At 58.4% G+C, this 24,289-nt stretch carries 30 protein-coding genes and 1 tRNA gene; 20 read left to right on the forward strand and 11 right to left on the reverse strand.

The window, feature by feature from the left end:
- The first annotated feature begins 38 nt into the window (after positions 1-38).
- Complete coding sequence (locus JJD66_RS04465; RefSeq protein WP_200647646.1) at positions 39-341, forward strand: YkgJ family cysteine cluster protein; 303 nt, start codon at positions 39-41, stop codon at positions 339-341.
- A 108-nt stretch (positions 342-449) separates the two neighbouring features.
- Here JJD66_RS04465 and JJD66_RS04470 read toward each other — a convergent pair whose 3' ends face one another.
- From JJD66_RS04470 to hemA, 6 genes are all read right to left on the reverse strand, one after another.
- On the reverse strand, positions 450-968 hold the full coding sequence (locus JJD66_RS04470; protein WP_014716838.1) for an acyloxyacyl hydrolase: 519 nt from the start codon (positions 966-968) through the stop codon (positions 450-452).
- Positions 969-1,080: 112 nt separating this feature from the next.
- Positions 1,081-1,875: a glutamate racemase gene (murI, locus tag JJD66_RS04475; protein ID WP_200647647.1), complete on the reverse strand. Its 795-nt coding sequence runs from the start codon at positions 1,873-1,875 to the stop codon at positions 1,081-1,083.
- Positions 1,868-2,623: a molybdopterin-synthase adenylyltransferase MoeB gene (locus JJD66_RS04480; protein ID WP_200647648.1), complete on the reverse strand. Its 756-nt coding sequence runs from the start codon at positions 2,621-2,623 to the stop codon at positions 1,868-1,870. The genes murI and JJD66_RS04480 overlap by 8 nt, the downstream gene beginning before the upstream one ends.
- Positions 2,617-3,447 (reverse strand): peptide chain release factor N(5)-glutamine methyltransferase, encoded by an 831-nt coding sequence (prmC, locus tag JJD66_RS04485; protein WP_200647649.1) that lies wholly within the window; start codon positions 3,445-3,447, stop codon positions 2,617-2,619. Before prmC ends, JJD66_RS04480 begins: the two co-directional genes overlap by 7 nt.
- Positions 3,448-4,530: a peptide chain release factor 1 gene (gene prfA / locus JJD66_RS04490; protein ID WP_054896862.1), complete on the reverse strand. Its 1,083-nt coding sequence runs from the start codon at positions 4,528-4,530 to the stop codon at positions 3,448-3,450. It lies immediately after the preceding gene.
- Positions 4,527-5,816 carry a glutamyl-tRNA reductase gene (gene hemA, locus JJD66_RS04495; protein ID WP_003188356.1) on the reverse strand — a complete coding sequence of 430 codons (1,290 nt, stop codon included), beginning with the start codon at positions 5,814-5,816 and terminating at the stop codon, positions 4,527-4,529. The genes prfA and hemA overlap by 4 nt, the downstream gene beginning before the upstream one ends.
- Before the next feature lie 316 nt (positions 5,817-6,132).
- Between hemA and JJD66_RS04500 the strand changes: the two genes are divergently transcribed.
- The 19 genes from JJD66_RS04500 (at position 6,133) to JJD66_RS04590 (ending at position 20,459) form a co-directional block, all read left to right on the forward strand.
- The gene (locus JJD66_RS04500) at positions 6,133-7,857 is read left to right on the forward strand and encodes a tetratricopeptide repeat protein (RefSeq protein ID WP_200647650.1); all 1,725 of its coding nucleotides are present in this window, start codon (positions 6,133-6,135) and stop codon (positions 7,855-7,857) included.
- Between the two features lie 4 nt (positions 7,858-7,861).
- Entirely contained in the window at positions 7,862-8,479 is a 618-nt protein-coding gene (lolB, locus tag JJD66_RS04505; protein WP_032893661.1) for a lipoprotein insertase outer membrane protein LolB, read from the forward strand.
- A 1-nt stretch (position 8,480) separates the two neighbouring features.
- The gene (gene ispE / locus JJD66_RS04510; RefSeq protein WP_198715286.1) at positions 8,481-9,332 is read left to right on the forward strand and encodes a 4-(cytidine 5'-diphospho)-2-C-methyl-D-erythritol kinase; all 852 of its coding nucleotides are present in this window, start codon (positions 8,481-8,483) and stop codon (positions 9,330-9,332) included.
- Between the two features lie 37 nt (positions 9,333-9,369).
- Positions 9,370-9,444: transfer RNA gene (locus JJD66_RS04515), tRNA-Gln, on the forward strand.
- Between the two features lie 46 nt (positions 9,445-9,490).
- A complete protein-coding gene (locus JJD66_RS04520; protein WP_003171603.1) occupies positions 9,491-10,432 on the forward strand; it encodes a ribose-phosphate pyrophosphokinase in 942 nt (313 codons plus the stop codon).
- Positions 10,433-10,569: 137 nt separating this feature from the next.
- Positions 10,570-11,169: a 50S ribosomal protein L25/general stress protein Ctc gene (locus JJD66_RS04525; protein WP_003188351.1), complete on the forward strand. Its 600-nt coding sequence runs from the start codon at positions 10,570-10,572 to the stop codon at positions 11,167-11,169.
- Between the two features lie 167 nt (positions 11,170-11,336).
- Positions 11,337-11,921, forward strand: a complete 585-nt coding sequence (pth, locus tag JJD66_RS04530; protein WP_003188350.1) for an aminoacyl-tRNA hydrolase — start codon at positions 11,337-11,339, stop codon at positions 11,919-11,921.
- A gap of 22 nt (positions 11,922-11,943) precedes the next feature.
- Entirely contained in the window at positions 11,944-13,044 is a 1,101-nt protein-coding gene (gene ychF, locus JJD66_RS04535; RefSeq protein ID WP_014716830.1) for a redox-regulated ATPase YchF, read from the forward strand.
- Positions 13,045-13,420: 376 nt separating this feature from the next.
- Positions 13,421-14,338: a sigma 54-interacting transcriptional regulator gene (locus JJD66_RS04540; protein WP_089041406.1), complete on the forward strand. Its 918-nt coding sequence runs from the start codon at positions 13,421-13,423 to the stop codon at positions 14,336-14,338.
- A 181-nt stretch (positions 14,339-14,519) separates the two neighbouring features.
- Positions 14,520-14,687 (forward strand): hypothetical protein, encoded by a 168-nt coding sequence (locus JJD66_RS04545; RefSeq protein WP_034128085.1) that lies wholly within the window; start codon positions 14,520-14,522, stop codon positions 14,685-14,687.
- 53 nt (positions 14,688-14,740) lie between these two features.
- A complete protein-coding gene (locus JJD66_RS04550) occupies positions 14,741-15,103 on the forward strand; it encodes a hypothetical protein (protein WP_054897134.1) in 363 nt (120 codons plus the stop codon).
- Positions 15,104-15,109: 6 nt separating this feature from the next.
- Positions 15,110-15,898: a type III secretion system inner membrane ring lipoprotein SctJ gene (sctJ, locus tag JJD66_RS04555; RefSeq protein WP_200647651.1), complete on the forward strand. Its 789-nt coding sequence runs from the start codon at positions 15,110-15,112 to the stop codon at positions 15,896-15,898.
- On the forward strand, positions 15,891-16,433 hold the full coding sequence (locus JJD66_RS04560) for a type III secretion protein (protein WP_200647652.1): 543 nt from the start codon (positions 15,891-15,893) through the stop codon (positions 16,431-16,433). The genes sctJ and JJD66_RS04560 overlap by 8 nt, the downstream gene beginning before the upstream one ends.
- 24 nt (positions 16,434-16,457) lie before the next feature.
- Positions 16,458-17,030, forward strand: coding sequence for a type III secretion system stator protein SctL (gene sctL, locus JJD66_RS04565; protein ID WP_034128089.1), 573 nt, complete (start codon positions 16,458-16,460; stop codon positions 17,028-17,030).
- Positions 17,031-17,134: 104 nt separating this feature from the next.
- On the forward strand, positions 17,135-17,353 hold the full coding sequence (locus JJD66_RS04570) for a hypothetical protein (protein WP_034128090.1): 219 nt from the start codon (positions 17,135-17,137) through the stop codon (positions 17,351-17,353).
- A gap of 1 nt (position 17,354) precedes the next feature.
- Positions 17,355-17,744: a type III secretion system chaperone gene (locus tag JJD66_RS04575; protein WP_105225664.1), complete on the forward strand. Its 390-nt coding sequence runs from the start codon at positions 17,355-17,357 to the stop codon at positions 17,742-17,744.
- A 14-nt stretch (positions 17,745-17,758) separates the two neighbouring features.
- Entirely contained in the window at positions 17,759-19,897 is a 2,139-nt protein-coding gene (gene sctC, locus JJD66_RS04580; RefSeq protein WP_200647653.1) for a type III secretion system outer membrane ring subunit SctC, read from the forward strand.
- Positions 19,894-20,097 (forward strand): HrpT family type III secretion system protein, encoded by a 204-nt coding sequence (hrpT, locus tag JJD66_RS04585; RefSeq protein WP_200647654.1) that lies wholly within the window; start codon positions 19,894-19,896, stop codon positions 20,095-20,097. The genes sctC and hrpT overlap by 4 nt, the downstream gene beginning before the upstream one ends.
- Entirely contained in the window at positions 20,094-20,459 is a 366-nt protein-coding gene (locus JJD66_RS04590; RefSeq protein WP_034128094.1) for a hypothetical protein, read from the forward strand. Before hrpT ends, JJD66_RS04590 begins: the two co-directional genes overlap by 4 nt.
- On the opposite strand, the gene sctU is transcribed toward JJD66_RS04590, so the two are convergent.
- From sctU to JJD66_RS04615, 5 genes are read right to left on the reverse strand one after another with little or no spacing between them, the layout of a single operon-like run.
- Positions 20,460-21,557 (reverse strand): type III secretion system export apparatus subunit SctU, encoded by a 1,098-nt coding sequence (gene sctU / locus JJD66_RS04595; RefSeq protein ID WP_034128095.1) that lies wholly within the window; start codon positions 21,555-21,557, stop codon positions 20,460-20,462. It abuts the gene before it with no gap.
- The gene (gene sctT, locus JJD66_RS04600) at positions 21,554-22,342 is read right to left on the reverse strand and encodes a type III secretion system export apparatus subunit SctT (protein ID WP_073523870.1); all 789 of its coding nucleotides are present in this window, start codon (positions 22,340-22,342) and stop codon (positions 21,554-21,556) included. The genes sctU and sctT overlap by 4 nt, the downstream gene beginning before the upstream one ends.
- 9 nt (positions 22,343-22,351) lie before the next feature.
- Positions 22,352-22,615, reverse strand: coding sequence for a type III secretion system export apparatus subunit SctS (gene sctS / locus JJD66_RS04605; RefSeq protein ID WP_034128097.1), 264 nt, complete (start codon positions 22,613-22,615; stop codon positions 22,352-22,354).
- A 7-nt stretch (positions 22,616-22,622) separates the two neighbouring features.
- Positions 22,623-23,279, reverse strand: coding sequence for a type III secretion system export apparatus subunit SctR (gene sctR / locus JJD66_RS04610; RefSeq protein ID WP_200647655.1), 657 nt, complete (start codon positions 23,277-23,279; stop codon positions 22,623-22,625).
- Positions 23,276-24,289 carry a FliM/FliN family flagellar motor switch protein gene (locus JJD66_RS04615; RefSeq protein WP_200647656.1) on the reverse strand — a complete coding sequence of 338 codons (1,014 nt, stop codon included), beginning with the start codon at positions 24,287-24,289 and terminating at the stop codon, positions 23,276-23,278. Before JJD66_RS04615 ends, sctR begins: the two co-directional genes overlap by 4 nt.

Below are 24,289 nucleotides of genomic sequence, written 5' to 3' on the forward strand. Positions count from 1 at the left end.
CATACGCGTCTAGCGCACTTGCCTTACACTGCGCGCCTATGACCAACATCCCTCACATTCAAATCACCGAACCCGTCACGTGCTCGACGTGCGCGGCTTGTTGCTGCCAGCTGGAAGTCATGCTGATCACCGACACCGGCGTGCCACAACGCTTTATCGATACCGACGATTGGGGGGGTGAGGTGATGCTGCGCCTGGACGACGGCTGGTGCGCAGCGCTGGACCGCGACACGATGATGTGCACGATCTATGAGCTTCGGCCGTTGATTTGCCGGGAGTTCGAGATGGGGGCGTCGGAATGCCTTGAAGAGCGCGAAGGTATTACCACGGCCTACCGCTGATTCTGTAGGAGCGAGCTTGCTCGCGAAAAACCTGAGAACGCCGCGTTAAACCTGATTCGCTGCGTTATCGTTGAGGTTCTTCGCGAGCAAGCTCGCTCCTACAGTGCATTACAGCGGCATGGTGTAGTGCAGCGAGTAGCTCTCTACCCCATCGTTATTGCTGCTGATGCCGGCATTGGAATAGTGCGTGGCACGAATGCCCACTTCATGCCCGCCGTTGAACCGCAGGCCGAAACCCAGGCGGTCTTCGAACTGGAAGGACTGGCCGATGTTGTTGTCTTCCAGCCGAGTGCGAGAGAACAACGCCACGCCGATACCGGCTTCGATGTAGGGCTTGACCGACTCGCCGGCAAACTCATACACAAACACCGGCGAGAACGACAGGCTGCTGGCGCCCGCACGGTCATCCCCTTCCCAATAGGTATAGGCGCCGCTCCAGTAGCCGGTCAGTCGGCCGACATTGCTCTGCATCCAGCTTTTGTCCCAATCAGAGGTCAGGCCCAGGCGGTAGGTCAGCGTCGAATCGCTGGTGCTACCCAAGCCGAACTCCAGGCCGGCGGCCTGGGCTGAAACAGAGTGTCCCAACATAGCGGCCGCAATCGCAGCCAAACAGAACAAGCGCTTCATGTGAAACGTCCTTTGCAAACGGAATAATTTGGGTTGTGTACAGGCTAACGGGCTATAGAAGCCGACGCATAGCCAGAAGTTCAGCTTTTTTCAGGCTGATTTCACGAAATTTTCACGAGCCAAAGCTTCGCACAACTCCAGGATGTTTCCAAAGTGTCGGTAGGATATTTCCTAGGTGACACAGATCGCCGCTGGTCCAGAACTGTGCAGGTTCAGGTTCGCCAACGGCCAGCAGGTCGCGCTCACCCAGCAAGCGCTTGAGCTGGCGCGCCACGGCGGCGCCGGTATCAATGAGGATGATGCTGGGGGGCAGCATCTGCGCCAGGAGTGGCTTGAGGAAGGGATAATGAGTGCAACCCAGGATGATGGTGTCGCAACCGGCGCTGAGCAGCGGCTCAATATAGCCTTGCAGCAGCGTGTGCAAGACGGGGCTGTTGAGGTCGCCGGCTTCAATCAGCTCCACCAGGCCCGGGCACGGCTGGGTAATCACCCGCACATCGGTGGCAAAACGGTCGAGCAAGGCGGCGAACTTGGCGCTTTGCAGTGTGCCCGTAGTGGCGAGCACACCCACCACACCACTGCGCGTGGCCGCGGCAGCAGGTTTTACCGCAGGCTCCATGCCTACCAGCGGCCAGTCGGGATAGTCTTGGCGCAAATCGGCCACCGCGGCGACCGTGGCCGTGTTGCAGGCAATCACAAAGGCCTTGGCGCCCCGCTCGCGGAAAAACTCAGCGACCGAGCGAGAACGCTCAAGAATGAACGCGGGCGTTTTCTCGCCATAGGGAATGTGCCCGCAGTCCGCCACGTACAGCAGTGACTCGTGGGGCAACAACTGCTGGATTTCTTCCAGCACCGTCAGGCCGCCGATGCCGGAATCGAACACACCAACAGGCGCGCCCTTAACCATGCTTTGCCCCGCAGACGCTGCAGCCTGGGTCACGCTTGACGCGCAACTCGCGAAAACGCGTGGTCAGCGCATCGATCAACAACAGGCGCCCCACCAACGGCTCACCAAAACCGGCCAACAGCTTCAAGGCTTCCAGCGCTTGCAGGCTGCCAACCACCCCCACCAACGGCCCGACAACGCCGGCTTCGCTGCAGGTCAGTTCAGTGTCGCTGCCGTGCCCGTACAAACAGTGGTAACAGGGGCTGTCAGCGCGGCGGGGGTCGAATACCGACAATTGCCCCTCAAGGCGAATGGCCGCGCCACTGACCAGCGGTTTGCCGGCGGCGACGCAGGCTACGTTGACCGCCTCTCGGGTAGAGAAGTTGTCGCTGCAATCGAGCACCAGGTCCACTGCGTTGACCGCAGCGGCCAGCGAGTCGGCATCCAGCGCAGCACGATGGGCGACCAGGGTGACCTCAGGGTTGATCGCCCTCAGGCGCCCCATGGCCGAATCGACCTTGGTCTGCCCCACGCTGTCGGTGTCATGGATGATCTGGCGTTGCAGGTTGGTCAAATCGACCGTATCGAAATCCGCCAGGTGCAGTTCGCCCACCCCAGCAGCGGCCAGGTAAAGCGCCACCGGAGCGCCCAGGCCACCCAGGCCGACGATCAACGCGCGGCTCTGTTTCAGGCGTAATTGGCCATCGATGTCGACATGCTGCAACAGAATCTGTCGGCTATAGCGCAACAGCTCCTGATCGGTCAGCACGGGCGGCGCCCCAAGGTGATGCGTTCGTGACCGCCGAGGTCGATGCGGCTGTGTACGCCGTCAAAGCCTTGGTTGAGTAACAAATCGCGCACGGCCTGGGCCTGGTCGTAACCGTGCTCAAGCAACAGCCAGCCTCCGTCGTTCAGGTGGTCAGGAGACTCTGCAATGATCAGGCGCAAGTCGTTCAGGCCATCGTGCCCCGCCACCAGCGCACTGGCCGGTTCGAAGCGCACATCGCCGGCCACCAGGTGCGGGTCATTGTCGGCAATATAGGGCGGGTTGCTGATGATCAGGTCGAAGCGCTGGCCTTGCAGGGCGCTGAACCAGTGGCTGTTGAGCACCGTGGCGTTAGTGAGGTGCAGGCGTTGACGATTGCGCTCGGCCAGGGCCACGGCCTCCAGCACACGGTCGACCGCCGTGACCTGCCAGGCCGGGCGTTCGCTGGCCAAGGCCAAGGCGATGGCGCCGCTACCGGTGCCCAGGTCCAGGACCTGGGCCGGCGTGGCGGGCAGCAATTCCAGGGCAGCTTCCACCAGCAATTCAGTTTCCGGGCGCGGGATCAAAGTGTGCGGTGCGACTTCCAGGTCGAGTTTCCAGAAGCCTTGCTGGCCGAGGATATAGGCCACCGGCTCGCCGCTGCGGCGGCGCTGCAGGTAGCCGGAAAAGGTCAGGGCGTCTTCGCTGCTGACGATCTTTTCCGGCCAGGTATGCAGATAGCTGCGCGATTTGCCCAGGGCAGCGGCCAGCAGCAACTCCACGTCCAGGCGCGCCGTCGGCGAGTCGGGCAGGTCAGCGGCGCGCAGCAGGCTGGCAATGATGGTCATTTAGTCACCTATCGCCGCCAGTTGATCGGCCTGGTATTCGGCGAGCAACGGCTCGATCACCGCATCCACGCCACCGGCGAGAATCTCGTCGAGGGAGTACAGGGTGAGGTTGACCCGATGGTCGGTAACCCGGCCCTGGGCAAAGTTGTAGGTGCGGATACGCTCGGAGCGGTCGCCGGAGCCCACCAGCAGCTTGCGTTCGCTGGCAATTGCGTTGGCCGCGGCACTAGTCTGCTGGTCGTTCAACTTGGCCGACAACCAGGACATGGCCCGCGCACGGTTCTTGTGCTGGGAACGTTCTTCCTGGCACTCCACCACAATGCCCGACGGCAAGTGTGTGATACGGATCGCCGAGTCGGTCTTGTTAACGTGCTGGCCACCCGCGCCGGATGAGCGGTAAGTGTCGACACGCAAGTCCGCCGGGTTGATCTCGATGGCTTCCTGTTCGTCCGGCTCAGGCAACACCGCGACGGTGCACGCCGAGGTGTGGATACGGCCTTGGGATTCGGTCGCAGGCACCCGTTGCACGCGGTGCGCACCGGATTCGAACTTCAGCTTGCCGTAGACGTTGTCGCCTTCAACCCGGGCGATGACTTCTTTATAGCCACCGTGCTCGCCCTCGTTCTCGGAGAGGATCTCCACGCGCCAGCCGCGACGCTCGGCATAGCGCGAATACATGCGGAACAGGTCACCGGAAAAAATCGCCGCCTCGTCGCCACCGGTACCAGCGCGGATTTCGAGGAAAACGTTGCGTCCGTCGTTAGGGTCCTTGGGCAGCAGCATGCGTTGCAGGTCACCCTCAAGCTCAGCGAGTTTTTCCTTGGCTTCGCGGACTTCTTCCACGGCCATTTCGCGCATGTCCGGGTCGCTGTCCTTGAGCAGGGCCTGAGCGCCTTCGAGGTCGGCCTGGACTTTCAGCAGGTGTTTATAAGTGGCCACAATGGGCTCAACTTCGGCGTATTCCTTGGAATAAGCACGGAATTTGGTTTGATCGGAAATGACCTCGCCATCGCCGAGCAAGGCGGTCAGTTCTTCGAAACGGTCCTGGAGCACGTCCAGTTTATTGAGCAGTGACGCTTTCATTGCGGTTTTTTATCCGAAGAGCTGTCTGACGCGCCCTCACCGAGGGCAAAGAGTTCCTGAGCCATGGCCAGCGCATCGAGGCGGCCTTCGGCGGTAAGCTTTTTCAACTGGACGCTAGGCGCGTGAAGCAGTTTGTTGGTCAGGCCACGGGCCAATTGCATCAGCACTTCCTCGGCGCCGCTGCCGTTGGCCAGCATGCGCTGGGCCTTGAGCAACTCTTCATCACGCAGGCGTTCACCCTGCTGACGATACGCCTTGAGCACATCCACTGCCGCCAGTTCACGCAGGCGCACCATGAAATCTTCGGCGCCGGTGCTGACCATTTCCTCGGCCGCCTGGGCGGCACCCTGACGGCTCTTGAGGTTTTCAGCGACCACTTCATGCAGATCATCGACGCTATAAAGGTAAACGTCGTCCAACTCGCCGACTTCGGGTTCGATATCCCGTGGAACGGCGATATCTACCATGAAGATCGGCTTGTGCTTGCGCAGCTTCAACGCGCTCTCGACCGCGCCCTTGCCCAGAATCGGCAATTGGCTGGCGGTGGAACTGATGACGATATCACTGCGCACCAGTTCAGCGGGAATGTCCGACAGCAGCACCGCATGGGCACCGAACTGCTCGGCCAGAATGCTGGCGCGCTCCAGGGTGCGGTTGGCGACCACGATGCGCTTCACGCCAAGATCGTGCAGGTGACGGGCCACCAGGGTGATGGTTTCACCAGCGCCGATCAGCAGGGCCTGGCTGCGCTGCAAGTCGCTGAAAATCTGCTTGGCCAGGCTCACAGCGGCAAAGGCCACGGACACCGGGTTTTCGCCGATGGCCGTATCGGTACGCACTTGCTTGGCTGAATTAAAGGTGGCCTGGAACAGGCGGCCCAGCAATGGGCCGACGGTGCCGGCCTCACGCGCCACGGCGTAGGCAGACTTCATCTGGCCGAGAATCTGCGGTTCACCCAACACCAGCGAGTCGAGACCGGCCGCCACGCGCATCATGTGACGAACTGCCGCATCCTCTTCATGCACATAAGCGCTGGCACGCAGGTCATCGAGGCTCAAATGGTGATAATCGGCCAGCCAGCGCAGCACCACATCCGCCGAGAGATGTTCCTGCTCTATATAGAGCTCGCTGCGATTGCAGGTCGAAAGGATCGCAGCTTCGCGGCTGTCGGTGAGCCGGCAGAGCTGCTGCAAGGCCTCAACCAACTGCTCTGGCGTAAACGCCACGCGCTCGCGCACGTCTACGGAGGCAGTCTTGTGGTTAATACCGAGTGCGAGGAAGGCCATTCAATATCGCTGATGATGTCGGGAAGCCGACAATTGTCCTACTTCGAAAGATTCAGAACAACCACCGTCGTCTATTGTCCCTATACCTTATGCCTATCAATGCACTTTTATAGGAGCGAGCTTGCTCGCGAAAATCGTCAACGATAACGCGGTAAGCCTGGCGCCCAGCGGCGCTCTCAGGTTTTTCGCGAGCAAGCTCGCTCCCACAAAGGAAAGGCAAAAAGCAGCAATAGTCGTATTCCGAGTGCCCCGGTTATGTTTGGCCGAAGGCTTGTGTCATGATGATCCGACCGCAGGTTAGTCGTCCTCTTCCTATATGAATAGATCTTCCGCGTTGCTCCTCGCTTTTGTCTTCCTCAGCGGCTGCCAGGCCATGGCACCCGTGTCGCCGGACGCTACGTCGCCGGTGGAAGACAGCACTCCCGCCCCTGAAAAACCCAAGGTTTATTCCTCGTTCAGTGAAGAAACGATCTACAGCCTGCTGACCGCTGAACTGGCCGGCCAGCGCAATCGCTTTGATATTGCGCTGGATAATTACGTGACCCAGGCCATCAACACCCAGGACCCCGGGATTTCCGAGCGAGCGTTTCGCATCGCCGAATACCTGGGCGCCGACCAGGCAGCGCTGGACACCTCGCTGATCTGGGCCAAAAATGCCCCGGATGATCTGGAAGCCCAGCGCGCCGCAGCCGTGCAACTGGCGCGTGCCGGGCGCTATGACGACTCCATGGTTTATATGGAGAAGGTCCTGCAGGGCAAAGGCGACACACATTTTGACTTTCTTGCGCTGTCGGCCGCCGACACCGACCAGGACACGCGCAACGGCCTGATGAAGAGTTTCGATCGCCTGCTGCAAAAGCACCCGAAGAACAGCCAGTTGATTTTCGGCAAGGCCCTGCTGCTGCAACAGGACGATGAAGCCGACGCCGCGCTCAAGCTGCTGGAGCAGAACCCGCCGGAAGAAGGTGAAATCGCGCCCATCCTGTTGCGTGCACGCCTGCTGCAAAGCCTTAACCGCGGCAAGGAAGCGATTCCGCTGCTGGAAAAAAGCATCAAGAAATACCCCGGCGACAAGCGCCTGCTCCTGACCTATGCACGTATGCTGGTTGAGCAGGACCGTATGGAAGACGCCAAAGTGCAGTTCGCCAACCTGGTCCAGCAATACCCGGACGACGACGAACTGCGTTATTCCCTGGCATTGGTGTGCCTGGAAGCCAAAGCCTGGGACGAGGCCAAGGGCTACCTGCAAGAGCTGATCGAACGTGACAGCCACGTGGACTCGGCGCACCTGAACCTGGGCCGCATCGCTGAAGAGCGCAACGACCCGCAGGCGGCCCTGCTTGAATACGCCCAGGTCGGCCCTGGCAATGATTATCTGCCAGCGCAATTGCGCCAGGCCGATATCCTGATGAGCAACGGCCGCACCGACGAAGCGGAAAAACGCCTGGCCGCGGCCCGCGATGCCGAACCGGACTACGCCATCCAGCTGTACCTGATCCAGGCCGAGACCTTATCGGCCAACAAACAGGGCGAACGCGCCTGGAAACTATTGCAACAGGCGTTGCAGCAATACCCCGACGATTTGAACCTGCTGTACACCCGCGCCATGCAGGCGGAAAAACGCAATGACCTGGCGCAGCTGGAAAAAGACCTGCGCCTGATCATCAAGCGCGACCCGGACAACGCCATGGCACTTAACGCCCTGGGCTACACCTTGTCCGACCGCACCACGCGCTACGCCGAAGCCAAGGCGCTGATCGAACAAGCCCATGCGCTCAACCCGGAAGACCCTGCCGTGCTCGACAGTCTGGGCTGGGTGAATTACCGCCTGGGCAACCTCGACGAGGCCGAGCGCTTGCTGCGCCAGGCCCTGGAGCGTTTCCCGGACCAGGAAGTTGCCGCACACCTGGGCGAAGTGCTCTGGGCCAATGGCAAGCAGCGCGAAGCCCGACAAATCTGGGAAAAATTCCTCAAGGAACAACCCGACAGCCCCATCCTGCGCAGCACCATCAAGCGCCTGACCGGATCCGAGACCCTTTAAGCTTATGTTCTTGCGCCACGTTATCGTTTTCAGTTTCATCGCCCTGCTCGCCGGTTGCGCGGGCATCGGCAGCCGTGAATCCGTTGAAGGCCAGGGCAACCCGGCACAATGGAAACAACACAAGGACCAGCTCAGCAGCATTGATGGCTGGCAGATCGAGGGCAAGGTCGGGGTGCGTGCGCCGAAAGACTCTGGCAGCGGCACGCTGTTCTGGCTGCAGCGCCAGGACTATTACGACATTCGCCTCTCGGGCCCCCTGGGCCGTGGCGCGGCCCGCCTGACTGGCCGGCCAGGGCAAGTGAGCCTGGAAGTGGCCAATCAGGGCCGCTACGAGGCAACCTCCCCGGAAGAACTGCTGGAGCAGCAGATTGGCTGGAAGTTGCCCGTCTCGCATCTGGTCTGGTGGGTGCGCGGTCTGCCGGCACCTGACAGCAAGAGCCGTCTGAGCCTCAATGGCGACAGCCGCCTCGCCACCCTGGAGCAGGATGGCTGGCAGGTCGAATATTTGAGCTACGTGGAGCAAAGCGGTTATTGGCTGCCCGAACGTATCAAGCTGCATGGCACCGACCTTGATGTCACGCTGGTGATCAAGGACTGGCAACCGCGCAAGCTGGGGCAATAACGTGTCCGTACAAAAATTGACCCTGCCCTCCCCGGCCAAGCTCAACCTGATGCTGCACATCCTTGGCCGCCGTGAAGATGGCTACCACGAGTTGCAGACGCTGTTTCAATTTCTCGACTACGGCGATGAGCTCACCTTTGCCGTGCGTGACGATGGCGTGGTTCAGTTGCACACCGAATTCGACGGTGTGCCCCACGACAGCAATCTGATTGTGCGGGCGGCCAGAAAACTTCAGGAACAATCCGGCTGCCCACTTGGCATTGATATCTGGATCGACAAAATCCTGCCCATGGGCGGTGGTATCGGTGGCGGCAGCTCAAATGCCGCGACCACTTTGTTGGGCCTCAATCACTTATGGCAACTGGGCTGGGACCACGATCGCCTTGCTGCGCTGGGCCTCACGCTGGGCGCCGACGTCCCGGTTTTCGTGCGGGGGCACGCCGCATTTGCTGAAGGCGTCGGGGAAAAACTCACCCCTGTAGAGCCCGAAGAACCTTGGTATGTCGTGCTGGTGCCGCAAGTATCTGTAAGTACAGCAGAAATTTTTTCAGATCCGTTGTTGACACGTAACTCTTCTCCCATTAAAGTGCGCCCCGTTCCCAAGGGAAACAGTCGAAATGACTGCTTACCGGTTGTAGCAAGGCGTTATCCGGAGGTACGTAACGCTTTGAATTTGTTAGGTAAATTTACCGAAGCAAAATTAACCGGAACTGGAAGTTGTGTGTTTGGGGGCTTCCCAAGCAAAGCTGAAGCTGATAAAGTCTCGGCCCTTCTTACAGAGACCCTTACAGGGTTTGTAGCAAAAGGAAGCAACGTTTCGATGTTGCATCGCAAGCTGCAAAGTCTGCTCTAAAAGGAACCGAGTGTTAGGCACTCGTTGCAACAGATACAGGGGCGTCGCCAAGCGGTAAGGCAGCAGGTTTTGATCCTGCCATGCGTTGGTTCGAATCCAGCCGCCCCTGCCATTTTCTAATACTCATCCAGGTTACCCTCAGCCTCTAGGTACTGCGCGTGTCCAAGATGATGGTCTTTACGGGGAATGCCAACCCCGATCTGGCTCGACGTGTCGTACGTCAGCTGCATATTCCTCTCGGTGACATCTCTGTCGGTAAATTCTCCGACGGCGAAATTACAGCCGAGATCAATGAAAATGTCCGCGGTAAAGACGTCTTCATTATTCAGCCGACCTGCGCTCCGACCAACGATAACCTGATGGAACTCGTCGTGATGGCTGATGCCTTCCGCCGCTCCTCAGCGACTCGAATCACAGCTGTAATCCCTTACTTTGGTTATGCCCGTCAGGATCGCCGTCCGCGCTCCGCACGTGTAGCTATCAGCGCGAAAGTCGTTGCTGACATGCTGACCGTGGTAGGTATCGACCGTGTGCTCACGGTTGACCTGCACGCTGACCAAATCCAGGGGTTCTTCGATATTCCGGTAGATAACATCTACGGCTCCCCCGTCCTGGTGGATGACATCGAAGACCAGCGCTTTGAAAACCTGATGATCGTGTCCCCGGACATTGGTGGCGTCGTGCGTGCACGGGCTGTTGCCAAATCCCTGGGCGTGGACCTCGGGATCATCGACAAACGCCGTGAGAAAGCCAATCACTCTGAAGTGATGCATATCATCGGTGATGTCGAAGGGCGCACCTGTATTCTGGTTGATGACATGGTCGACACCGCCGGCACCCTGTGCCACGCGGCGAAAGCCTTGAAAGAGCACGGTGCAGCAAAAGTCTTCGCCTACTGCACACACCCTGTGCTGTCGGGCCGAGCGATCGAGAACATCGAGAACTCCGTGCTGGACGAACTGGTGGTGACTAACACCATCCCGTTGTCCGCCGCAGCTCAAGCCTGTGCACGTATCCGCCAACTGGATATTGCACCGGTCGTTGCCGAAGCGGTTCGCCGCATCAGCAATGAAGAATCGATCAGCGCGATGTTCCGTTAAGGGTCAAACCAACGGATCACCTCACTGACGAAAAGCGCCCCGCCCCAGCATTCCGCTGGGGCGGGGCTTTTTTGCCCATATCGAGTTCGGCGCTGGTCGCAAACGCCCCTCGATGATGGCTATTTTGGAGATACAACATGAACGAATTTACTCTGAACGCCCAAGCGCGTACTGACCTGGGGAAAGGTGCGAGCCGCCGCCTGCGTCACGCCGCCAACATCCCAGCCGTTGTCTACGGTGGTAACAAGCCTGCTGAATCCGTGACCATCCTGGCCAAGGAAATCGCCAAGCTGTTCGAAAACGAAGCTGCCTACAGCCACGTTATCGAGCTGAACGTCGACGGCGCCAAGCAGAACGTCATCGTTAAAGCAATGCAGCGTCACCCTTCCAAGCAGTTCATCATGCACGCTGACTTCGTTCGCGTTGTAGCTGGCCAGAAACTGACCGCCATCGTGCCTGTGCACTTTGTGGGTGAAGAAGCTCCGGTCAAGAAAGGCGGCGAGATCTCTCACGTCCTGAACGAAATCGAAGTGACCTGCCTGCCGAAAGACCTGCCTGAGTTCATCGAAGTCGACCTGTCGGCTCTGGAAATCGGCGCCATCGTTCACCTGTCCGACCTCAAGGCCCCTAAAGGCGTTGAGTTTGTTGCACTGGCTCACGGTGATGACAAAGCTGTTGCCAACGTTCACGCTCCACGCGTTGCTCCAGAAGAAGCTGAAGAAGGCGCTGCAGAGTAATTCACTCTGTATTGCCGGAGCTTGAGGAAACATCGCGGACCGAAACGTAGCGAGAAAGCGGGCGATAACGCGGCGTTTACTCTTGAGTAAATGATGTAGTGTCGTCCACTTTCGCCGCACCTGGGTACGGCGATGTTATCCACAACTCCAAAGGAAGGGCCCCTGTCGTGACTGCCATTAAACTGATCGTTGGCCTGGGAAATCCAGGCGCCGAATACGAACAGACCCGGCATAACGCGGGGGCCCTTTTTGTTGAGCGTATCGCCCACGCCCAAGGCATCAATCTGGTGGCCGATCGCAAATATTTTGGCCTGACCGGGCGCTTCTCGCATCAGGGTCAGGATGTTCGTCTGTTGATTCCCACCACCTACATGAACCGCAGCGGCCAGGCTGTCGCGGCGCTTGCGGGCTTCTTCCGGATCAAACCCGAAGAAATCCTGGTGGCCCATGACGAACTGGACCTGCCACCCGGCGTAGCCAAGCTCAAGCTCGGCGGCGGGCATGGTGGGCACAATGGCCTGCGTGACATCATCGCGCAGTTGGGCAATCAGAATAATTTTTACCGTCTGCGGCTCGGCATTGGCCACCCAGGCGTTGCCAGTATGGTTTCAAATTTCGTCCTGGGTCGTGCGCCACGCGCCGAACAGGAAAAACTCGATGCCAGCATCGACTTTGCCCTCGGCGTGCTGCCGGATATCTTCGCCGGTGAATGGAACCGTGCGATGAAAAACCTGCACAGCCAGAAGGCTTGACTCTTATCCGAGGGGAAACACCATGGGATTCAATTGCGGCATCGTCGGCCTGCCCAACGTCGGCAAGTCCACCCTGTTCAACGCCCTGACCAAGTCCGGTATTGCGGCGGAGAACTTCCCCTTCTGCACCATCGAACCCAACAGCGGCATCGTACCGATGCCGGACCCGCGTCTTGACGCACTGGCGGCCATCGTCAATCCCAAGCGCATCCTGCCGACCACCATGGAATTCGTCGACATCGCGGGCCTCGTCGCCGGCGCCTCGAAAGGTGAAGGCCTGGGCAACAAGTTCCTGGCCAACATCCGCGAAACCGATGCTATCGCCCACGTGGTCCGCTGCTTTGAAGACGAGAACGTGATTCACGTCTCCAACAGCGTAGACCCCAAGCGCGACATCGAGATCATCGACCTGGAACTGATCTTCGCCGACCTCGACAGCTGCGAAAAGCAACTGCAGAAAGTCGCGCGTAACGCCAAGGGCGGCGACAAGGATGCAGTGGTCCAGAAGGGCCTGCTGGAGCAGTTGATCGCGCACTTTACCGAAGGCAAACCGGCGCGCAGCCTGATGAAGAATATGGGAGCCGATGAGAAGGCCGTGATCAAGGGCTTCCACCTGCTGACCACCAAGCCTGTGATGTACATCGCCAACGTTGCCGAAGACGGCTTCGAGAACAACCCGCTGCTCGACGTGGTCAAGGCCATTGCCGACGAAGAAGGCGCCATCGTTGTTCCGGTGTGCAACAAGATCGAAGCGGAAATCGCCGAGCTCGATGACGGCGAAGAAAAGGACATGTTCCTCGAAGCCCTGGGCCTGGAAGAGCCTGGCCTGAACCGCGTGATCCGCGCCGGCTACGAAATGCTCAACCTGCAGACCTACTTCACCGCCGGTGTCGAAGAAGTCCGCGCCTGGACCGTCAAGGTCGGTGCTACCGCGCCACAGGCGGCTGGCGTGATCCACACCGACTTTGAGAAAGGCTTTATCCGCGCTGAGGTGATCGCTTACAACGACTTCATCCAGTTCAAGGGTGAAGCCGGTGCCAAGGAAGCCGGTAAGTGGCGCCTGGAAGGTAAGGATTACATTGTCAAAGATGGCGATGTGATGCACTTCCGTTTCAACGTGTAAGCGTTAGCTGAACCTCTGCCCGATACAAAAAAACCGACGCATTGCGTCGGTTTTTTATTGCCTCCTGTTTCTACCTGCCACCCAACTAAAAGCCCCACACATAGAAAACTTAATCACTCATAACCCTTGATCGATTTAAACGATGAATCCCTCAAGCCTTAAGTCTTCTCCTACACTAAACATTCAACAACCATCAAGAATGCACTTGAACAATACAGCGCCCTGACATAGTTAATATTTGACACGCTCTCGCGCAGTATTTTCATACTAATAAGCACGATGACATTTTTGATTATTTGCGCTCTACTGACCGCACGCCAACAGCGTTCTATCAACAGTGAAGTGATAGCGATAGCGATAGTGGAGCACCCTGACTATGTCAGCCTCTTACAAGACAACAAATGAGACATACTTCCCTTCTGTTGAAACCTTGGATATCGAACGTACGCTCAAGAGTACTGCAGCGCTCGATATCGATATTTTGTTATTGGGGGAGACGGGTACTGGCAAGGATACCCTGGCCCAACGGATCCATCGTTTGTCGGGGCGACGAGGTCATTTTGTCGCCGTGAACTGCGCCGCCATCCCGGAAAGCCTCGCAGAGAGCCAACTGTTCGGCGTCAACAGCGGCGCCTATACAGGAGCAGTGCAATCACGTGCGGGTTTTATCGAAACCGCACACCTGGGCACCTTGTATCTGGATGAAATCGACAGCATGCCGCTTTCCATGCAGGCCAAACTGCTACGTGTGCTGGAGTCACGCGGCGTCGAACGCCTGGGCTCAACCCGGTTTATCCCGGTGGACATGCGAGTCATCGCCTCTGCGCAACAATCCCTGCATGAGATGGTCGAGCAGGGAAAGTTCAGGCGCGACCTGTATTTCCGCCTGAACGTCGTAAATATCAATCTGCCTGCGCTGCGCAATCGCCGTGACCGAATCGTCCCGTTGTTCCTGAATATGATTCAAGAGGAAGCCGAGCACTATAAGTGTCTCGCCCCAAACCCTTGCAGCGAGCTCGTCCAACAGTTGCTGTGCCATCCATGGCTGGGGAATGTGCGTGAACTGCGCTCGACTGCCAAACGTTTCGTGCTGGGTCTGGCGCCATTATCAAGCTCGCCCTCGAACGCTACAAACCAACCCACCAACCTGAAAGAACGCCTGCAACAAATCGAGAAAGCTCTGATTGAAGAGTCGCTGCGGCGTCATACCTACTGTGTGGACGAGGTGGCTGTAGAGTTGGGCATGGCAAAGAGAACGCTTTACTACCGAATGAAACAACTAGATATACAGTAGCCCGCTGCTCAGCCGACACCCAAGACACCTTCAGACACACCCTTTAAGTAAAAGCGGGAACCATATTCGAGCCTGAACCACACAAGGATGAGCCTGATATATTTAGTGCCTATCGGCAGCAACACTATTGCAACTACGCATCAAGGCTCAAATGTCATTTCTTAGATAGCGGAGCATCACTATGAGTATTTCTGGCATCAACCCGCAAAGCTACCACCCCCCGGTCACCGGTGGCGAAAACGCAGACCTTAAGGCAGAAAGGAAGCAACTGCTTCGCGAATCCATGAAAGAAAGCAATGAGGCGTTCAGGATCAGTGAGCAGAAAAAGAACAACGACGCGCTGCGTTAAATAGCTTCACCGCCCTTGGTCATCAAAGGGCGGGTTTCCCCTTAGAGGTCCATATGCAAATAGAAGAAGTCGACGTATTACGCGAATATCAAAACGGCCTTACAGCCCACAGGTCCCCTACCCAACCTACGCACCACAGCGAAGATGCGAGCTTTTTCAGCGCGTTATTGGCCCCCTCGATGCAACGGGTTACCGCCACGCCATCCTCGAACGCACTGACCGACGCTTTGCAGTATTTGGACAAGGCTAAAAGTGGTATGAGTCGAGGTCTCAAGGACTTCAACAATGAGTTCAAAGAAAAAAATCGGCTCAACTACACCCCCAATCTTTCAGACTCCATTCTACTGACCCAAACCCTGGTGAAGTGCGTCGGCAAGGGCGCGCAATGCCTAGAAAAAATCAGCAACCTGCAGTAGGAAAAAATGACTCGTTTTCTATCCGTCGGATTAGTTTTCTCGCTGGCGCTGATGCTGGGCGGCTGCGGCGAAAGTGTCGAACTGCATCGCCAACTCTCCGAGCAGGATGCCAATGAGGTCATCGCGGAACTGGCTGACAAACACATACGCGCACAAAAAGTGCCTGCCAAGGACGGCGTCGTGGTGCGTGTCAATGCAGCCGATATCAGCCGCGCCGTTCGCACACTGGAAGCGGTCGGATTGCCCAAGGTCGCCCGTGCCACGATGGGAGACACCTTCCGCAAGGAGGGCGTCATCTCTACGCCACTGGAAGAGCGTGCCCGGTATATCTATGCCCTGTCCCAGGAGTTGGAGGCGACCCTGTCAAACATCGATGGGGTCATCGTCGCTCGTGTGCACGTGGTGCTGCCCGAACGCGTGGCTCCCGGTGAGCCCGTCCAACCCGCCTCCGCCTCCGTGTTCATCAAACATGACCCACGACTGGAGCCCGACAGCATCCGCGCGCGCGTACGCAGGATGGTATCCAGTAGTATTCCTGGCATGACCACTGCACTGGATAACGCTCAGAAGCTCACGGTGGTTTTTGTACCGGCAACGGCTTACCAGGAACAACAACGCCTGAGCTACTTCGGTCCGTTCCTGATCCCCGAGGAAGACATCGGTTTTTGGCGTACCGCTATGAGCTCTCTGGTTATCGGCGCGATGCTGACACTCGTCGTAGCGCTGTTCTGGCGCATACGAAGCCAACGATCAAGGCAGGAACCTGTCGCCCCAACGCCTCTAGCGAATGAGTGATCATCTGGCCTGGGCCCAATGGTGGGCCAGTCCGTGGCAGTTTTCGCACCCGGACGCGACCAGCGCTCACGCCTACCACGCATTACCCGCCTTGTGCCGCAGCCAACCCGCGCTGGCGTGCGCAGCGTTGGGCATCGAGCCATGTCTGCCTCCCCCTCCCTGTGCAACGGTGCTTGGTTTGGCCCTGGCTTCACGGGAGCAGTTCGATCTAGCGATAGCACTGCTGGAGCTTACGTGCCATCCCAACCTCGACAGCCCCTTGTGCGATGAACACCGCAAGTGGTGTGAGCGCCTTGCCAAGGCGCTGCACCCTGACGCCCTGTTGCAGCCGGAGGATGATCCAATGCAATTGCTGAGGGCCTGGGTCGAGCCTGCTGTCTGGCAACGTCTTCGTCTGCGCTTGCCGCCTGACCGGGTGCAGGCACTTGAAACCACACACCTGCCACTTGACGATGCGCATGGCCGGCTCAATACGCTGTGGCAGGCGATTGTCTGGCGTATCGACGCAACGGGCAGTGAAACAACTCGTCGTTAACGGCAACACACCAGAGCATTGTCTATGTTGACCCAACGCAAAATCGAATTGCACGACGGTGCTTCCGGGCAGCCAAAAGTACTGATTACCCGGGAGATGCTCGCCGATTGCTTTCAGTCCGCGCAGTTGCTAGATAGCGCACGGGCACAAGCTGAAGAGCTGCTGCGCCAGGCGGTTGAGCATCGTGAAGAAATGCTTGAGCAGGCCCGCCTCGACTTCTGGTCACGCGCCCACGCGCAACTCAGTGCGTGGGAGCGCCAACGCAAGGCGATGTGTGACAACCTCGAACACTACGCAACATCCATCGCCAACCGAGCCTTCCACTGCCTGTTGGAGGAAGTGCCTCCCCCAAAGCGCCTTTCGGCATTGGTCAAACAGTTGGTAACGACGCAAATTCCACCTATGAAGGCCACCTTGGTTTGCAACCCGCTCGAACATGAGCAGATAGCCCAAGCCTTGGTCCAGCTGGGCTCTACACCTTGGAAGCTTCGCCCCGATGACCAGGTCAAACCTCAATCGCTGCTACTGGAAACAGATGAAGGCGATTTTCGGATCGACTGGGCCTCGATGCGAGAAATATTGTTTACAAACGTGTAGGGACATAGCGGTAGAGGCAGGCGATATCTTTAAAAAAATTTCTTCCGATGGAACTGGTGGCAAACAACCCGCCACACAGTTCAGACACATCTGGAGCAAAAATCATGGACTTTCACGGAAACCTGAAAAACCATCTATTGAGGCAAGTTCAGGCTGATATCAAGCGGGTGAATACGGCCTATAAAGATCCGGAAGCGCTCGATGCAGATATCGATTACTTCAGCAACCTCATGAAACAACAGAAGCTCTCTGTCATCGCGTTCAACGAACACACGCGCTCCAGACATACACTGCTCAAAACAGCGCTGGATGGCGTGCAATAAGTTGCAAGCACTCCTTGCCGGTTGGCTGAACGGCCACGAAGAGCAGCTCACCTTGTTTGAGAGCGACGACGAAATCATCTTTCAACGCGTTTCGAACAGACTGCTGGTAAAGGTCCAGTTGACCCAGGCGGGTGACCACAAAGCCCAGTTGCGCACTTGGATGCGCTTGGGAGGCCCTAGCCTGAGCTATTTTCAAGGTGCAGTTGCATTGGCGCCGACCACCGGTGCGCTTTGGCTTATTCAATGCGTGGAGAGGGGGCACGGCGAAGCGCTGGCGAAGTGCCTCGAGTCCCTCCTCAACCAACGCGACACCTGGCGCGCCGTCGTCGCGCGCCAGGCGCGGCCTGTACGCACATTCATATCCACGTCGCTGCGCTCGACACCGTACTAACCAGAGACTTTCCCATGCCTGATAAAAACGACAAGCACAAACGCTTGCGCCCTCACGTACCTGCTTTTACTCCCCGGGCCGCCTGGTGTTGGCTCATTATGCTGCCCGGGTGGCTGCTACCACTGGATAGCGCGCTGGCCGCAATACCTCCTGAGTGGAAGAACACGGCCTACGCTTATGAAGCCCAGCACAAGCCAGTGCGCGAAGTGCTGGAGGATTTTGCCCAGACATTTGGTACTCAGCTCCAGGTCGAGGGCCTGCTCGAAGGTAACGTCAACGGCAAGATACGCGCAAATACGCCGCAATCATTGCTCGACCGGTTGGGGGTCGAACACCGTTTCCAATGGTATATGTATAACAACACCCTCTATATCAGCACCCTGGACCAGCAAGAATCCGCGCGCCTGGAAGTCTCCTCCGAGACCATCGCGGACCTCAAACAAGCGCTGACCGATATAGGCTTGCTCGACAGTCGTTTCGGCTGGGGCGAGTTGCCGGAAGACGGTGTTGTGCTGGTCTCCGGCCCGAAGGTTTATATCGAACAGATCAAGCGCTTCAGCAGCCAGCGCCGTTCTATGGATGAAAAACAGAGCGTGCTGAGCTATCCACTGAAATTCGCCAGCGCGGCGGATCGCCAAATGGAATACCGCAACGAAAAAATCATCATCCCCGGTGTAGCCACCATGCTAAGAGGGCTCCTGGAACCGCGCTCACCCTCAACGTCTTCGGCGCAGTCTCAACGCTCCATCACCCAGCCGCCGTTCATCACTCCGGTGGTGCCACGCTTGAGCAACCCGTTGCTGGGGCAAATGCTCGGCTCCACGGCGACAACCGGGTTGAACGACTCGACCGATACGGGCATGTCAATCACCCGGCGGGGCCCCCTCAGCCCTGCCCGTATCCGCGTCGAAGCCGACTTGCGCAATAACGCCATCCTGATTTATGACGTGCCGGAACGGCAGGCAATGTATCGCGAACTGATCACCCAGCTCGACGTGGCACGCAAACTGGTGGAAATCGATGCCATCATCCTCGACATCGAGCGCACGCAACTGCGCGAATTCGGGGTGAGATGGGGCTTTCAGAACAGTCGCTTCAGTGGCGCAGCCAACATGATTTCCGGCAACGCTCAACTGACAATTGAAAACCGCGGTCGTTTCGACGCGGAGATACGCGCGCTGGAAGCCAAGGGCCTGGCAACCATGGTGTCCAATCCGTCAGTCCTGACACTGGAAAACCAGCCAGCGGTCATTGATTTCAACCGGACCCAATACCTGACTCGCGGTCGGCAGAACGCTACGATTTTACCGATCACCGTGGGTACCAGCTTCCAGGTCGTGCCCCGCGTCATCACGAGCCGTGGTGGCCATCAGATTCAGCTGTTGGTCGATATCGAGGACGGTAACTTCGAAGAGGCCAACCCTACTCCCGGCAGCTTCGATGTACGCCGAGGCAAAGTCAGCACCCAAGCCATCATGGCCGAAAAACGTTCGCTCGTGGTCGGTGGTTTCCACGTCACCGAAAGCACCGACAAGCACAGCAAAGCACCCCTGCTGGGGGATATTCCGCTGTTGGGCAAGGCGTTGTTTTCCTCGACTGAACGACAGAACAATCGGCGCGAACGTCTATTCATCCTCACGCCCCGCGTTATCGGCGACCAGACCGACCCGTCACGCTACCTGCCCCAGGCAGACCAGGTCGAATTGCAAGCCGCTCTCACCCCCCTGGCCAGGCGCTATGACCCTCACCAGCCAGTGATCAAGCGCAGCGACATTATCAGTACCCTGGCGCACCTGGTCACCGGGCAAGTGCCCAAAGCCTTCAAGGTAGCGCCGATGCCCCTGGGGCTGAACACCTTGTGCAGTACCCGCAACTTGCTGGCGCTGAACACCGAGCGCAGCCAGTGGTACGCCGGCCCGCAGTACAACGTAGCCGTGGTGGTGCTGCGCAACCAGTTCAATCGCAATGTGCGCATCGACGAAAAGGAATGCAGTACTTCGCAAACCCTGGCCGTGAGTGTCTGGCCCCGCGCCTGGCTCAAGCCGGGCGAGGAAGCAGAAGTGTTTATCGCCATGCGCCCGGTGGTCAAGGATGAACACATCAGCGTGCCCCGTCCCTCCCTGATCACTCCAACTCAAAAGGCCAAGCCATGAAACATCGCTCGCTGTACGTCACCCTGATCGGCGCGGCGCTGCTCGTCGCCGGTTGTACGCCCACCTGCAAGGGCGCCTCCTGCTCACGTCCGCAATCGTCCAAGGACAAGCTGGTGATTTGGTGGCCCTCACAAACGCGCGTAGAACCCGGCCCTGCCGGAGAACGTCCGGACTATCAGACGGTGTCGCTGGAACGATGAGCGCCCAGGGAACCCCGGCCGATGAACGCCAGGTCTTCCTCGACAGCCTGGTGGGCGGCTCTGCCGCCCACCTGACGCTTGGCCCGGGGGTAACAGCCAGCAACATGCAAGCCGGAACCCGTCAGGGTCTGGCCCTGCACGTGGCTCGCGAGGCGCTGCAAGCTTCACAATTGCAGAACGCGCTGGAGCGGCGCTTCGAGCAGGCCGTGGCATTCGATGGCTGCTTTATCTACATTGACGCACAGGACGCGCTGGTGATCTGGCATGCACTGCCCCCACAGCCCAACCTGCTCGACAGGCTCCTCAGCCGAATGTTGTCGTTGGCCAACCTTGAAACCCTGGATGCGCGTACCCGGCGCTGATCAACGCAGATCAAGCTCCGGCAATTCCAGGGTTTCACGCTTGGCCTCATCATCAAGCTCGCGCAGGGTGCGGTAGATCAATGCCACGGCCTGCAGGGTTTCACGAGGAATTGTCGCCCCCAGCTTGTTCGTATACAGCGTACGGGCCAGCCACACGCACTGGATCACCGGTACATCAGCCGCTTTGGCGCGAGCGATCAACGCACGGGCGTCATCATCAGTCCCTTTGCTCACCAGCAGGGGCAGCGGCGTTTTGCCGGGGCGGTAATACAAGGCCACGGCAAAGTGCGTCGGGTTGACCACCAGCATATCGGACTCCTCCAGCTTGGGCAGCTTGACCTTCGGCTCCTCCTGGGCCAATTGCTGCGCCAGGGCGCGGCGCTGCCCCTTCACGTGGGGATCGCCCTCCATGTCCTTGTACTCTTTCATGACCTCGACCTGGGTCATGCGCATGCGCTTGGCAAAGAAGTATTTCTGCATCGCCAGGTCGATAAGCGCCAGCACCAGCAATAACCCGAGACAGGCATGCAGCAGATAGCGGAACAGGGCGATCAATCCCAGGAGGTAGCTTTGCAGATCGCTGGTGGCCATATTGATCAAAGCCCCCAGGGAAGGCCAGATCACCACGTACAGGATCAGGCCCAGCAGTGTGGCCTTGACGATGCTCATCAACAGGTTCATTACCGACTGGGCAGAAAACATTTGCTTGAGTTGGCTGAGCGGGTTGAGACGATTGAAGTCGAGCTTCAAGGCGTCCGGCGCGAACAGAATCCCGAACTGCATCCAACTGCTGACCAGCTTCGTGATAATCGCCACCGCGGCCATCAACAGGGCGAAGGAGAAAAACAACATCAAACCTTCGACCATCACTTCTTCCAGCGCCTGCGGGAAAGGCAAGGACAGACGCGTGATCGGCAGCAGCATCAACTGCTGGAAACGTTGCAGGCTGCTCTCGGCGGTGAACAAGGCGATTTCGCTGATGGCTGTCAGCACCAGTAGCTTACCCACATCCTGGCTTTGGGCGACTTGGCCTTTCTTACGCTGATCACGCAGCTTCTTGGCTGATGCGGGGTGCTTCTTTTCCCCCGAATCACTCATGACAGCGAGACCTTGAAGAACACGCCCAGGGAGTGCTTGAGGTCTTTAAGCAAGCCCATGCGCCCGACGATCAGGTCCTGCAGCAACGCAAAATACAACAACAGCACACCGATACCCGCCAGGCTCTTGAGGGGCGGCGCCAGCGTACTCACTTGCAATTGCTGACTGTAGACCCCCAGCAGCGCGATGCCGAACTCCAGCAACAGCAGCACTGCAATAAAGGGGGCAGCGTAGAGCATCATGTGCGTGAAGGTATCGCCAAGCAGGCCGACAAATACATCGAACCCATCGGCAGCGGGCAGTGGAAACCAAACCGTCGGTGGCCAGAGCAGATAGCTGTCCCAGATCACCTGCGTCAACGCCCCGAGGCCCATACTGGCCATCAGCAAAAAAATCGCCAATTGCTTGAATAGATGCCCGGCCGGCGTCGCGTCTGGCCCAAGCGAGGGGTTGAGCTGACCACCGGCCAAAGCGCCCCGCTGGTTATCCAGCAACGCCCCGACCGACTCGAACAGCCAGAACGGCATCGACAGCAACACGCCCAGCAATAACCCCAGGGCCAACTCTTTGAGGACCAGCCCTGCGAGCATCAGCGCCGAGTGTTCCTGGCCCTCCAGCATGACATGAATGGCAGGTGCAGGCAGCAGTGCCATGACCACCACAATGGTATGCCGCAGCATGCCGCGTATATGTTGAAAACAGAATGCCGCCACGAGGAAAGCGCAGGGGTAGATACGTGCCATGGCGACCAGCAGGGTGGGCAAATATTCAAGATATAACAGCACAGGCAGACCTCAGTGCAGGGCCGATCGACCGATCATGTCAAAGGTCAAGTTCATCAACTGGATCAACTCCACACCGATCCAGCGACCGGTCATGATCAGGGTGATCCCCACTGCCACCAGCTTGATACCGAAGGGCAACGTCTGGTCCTGGACCTGCATCAGTGCCTGCACCAGGGAGGTCATGACCCCCACCACCACCGCCACGATCAGCGGCGGCGCCGTCAGCATGACTACCAGCAACATGCCCTGCTTGAACAGTACGATGGGTTCCATAGGTCACTCAGAGATAGGAAAAGAACAGGCTGTCGAGCAACCGCGACCACCCGGAGACCATCACGAACAAGAGCAATTTGAGCGGCAGGGAAATGGTCATGGGCGAGACCATTTGCATACCCAACGCCAAGAGGAGATTGGAAACAATCAGGTCAATCACGATGAAAGGGATATAGATCAGAAAGCCGATTTCGAACCCCGCCTGCAACTGTGACAGCACAAAGGCCGGCGCCAGCAGGATCAGGTCCTCACGTTGGACCTCCTGCGCCATCTGCGCCGGCCACATGCGCATGGCATTTTCCAACAGGTGGGTAAGAATATCCGGGTCACTGTTGCGCAGCATGAAGGTGCGCAATGGTTTGATCGCCTCCACTCCCGTCTGTTGGAGTGCGCCTACGCTGGTCAGGTCCAGGGGCGACACCTTGACGATCTCCGCCATCTCATAGCCTACAGGCGCCATGATGAACAGGGTTGCCGCCAGGGCAATACCATTGATGGCCATGCCCGGAGGCACCTGCTGCACACCGATGGCATTGCGGGTAATCATCAGCACAATCACGATCTTCAGGAACGCCGTGCAGACGACCAGCAGCATGGGCATCAACGACAATGCCCCAAGAAATATTGCCAGGACGACCGGATCTATTCCCTGGAAACTATTCATCGAGAAAAGATCACGCGAGACATCTGCAGCCCCAGCCGCCCGTCCACTTCAACCAACTGGCCCAGGCCGAGGGGGCGGTCGCCGTAGTAGAGACCGGCAGTGCCGGGAGCATAGCCGGCGACCCCCAACACCGCGCCGGGCGCAAGGTTGCGCAATTCGCCGAGGGTCAGGTTCAACGTACCGCACCGTACATTGAGCGCCATACTGAGCTCGTCGAATGGTTCATGCCCGAACACATCCATCACCGCTGTTTCATCCTCGTGCTCTGAGTAGGGCTGTGTTGCAAAATCCTCATCCACAAACATATCCTCGATAGAAGTAAGGGTCAGGCGCATCGGCCCGGATTCAGCGTCGATCCAGCCCACCAGGCGCTGTTTGCCAACCTGCACGTGGCCGGCTCCCGACGCACTGAAAAAGGCTCGCTCAAGCACCAGCACGTCTCCAGCCCGCAAGCCGCGCAGCTGGTGCATGGACAACCGCAGGTGCCCAAGCGTTACGTCAACCGCCAGCCGAAACTGCGCCGGCATCGGCTCAGCCCTGGATCGCCACGGCCCCGCCTTGCATAGCGCCAGAAAGCTCTCGACAGACAGCCACAGATAGCCCGCCACGCGAGAGGCCCCAAGCGTCACGCAGAGTCGACAACCAAAGTTCATGGGGCGAGCGCCTGGCAGCAAACGCAGGTACCCAAACAACGCCTGCACCTGAGGGCTCAGATGATGCTGGAACAACTCCCAGAACCAGGCGTCCGGATCATTCCCGGCCGGCTCGAGCGTCACGGGGCATTCACCCATCAAGCTGAACTGTGGTCCTGGCTCACTGAAGGCCAAGACGCCACAGGCGGTTTCGAAGCAGAGCGGCTGGATGCCCACAGGAGCAGTACCCGGCTCCATTCTCAACTCGCCACTCGACCCAGCGACCTCGAACGGCATACACAACCCTTGCCCCAACCGCTGCCGGGCAACCGCAATATCGGTTTTGAATCTGGGAAGTATCAAAGGTGGCAGCATCAT

Origin of the sequence: Pseudomonas sp. MF6751 (assembly GCF_016613265.1) — a bacterium.
Taxonomy (GTDB): domain Bacteria; phylum Pseudomonadota; class Gammaproteobacteria; order Pseudomonadales; family Pseudomonadaceae; genus Aquipseudomonas; species Aquipseudomonas fluorescens_BV.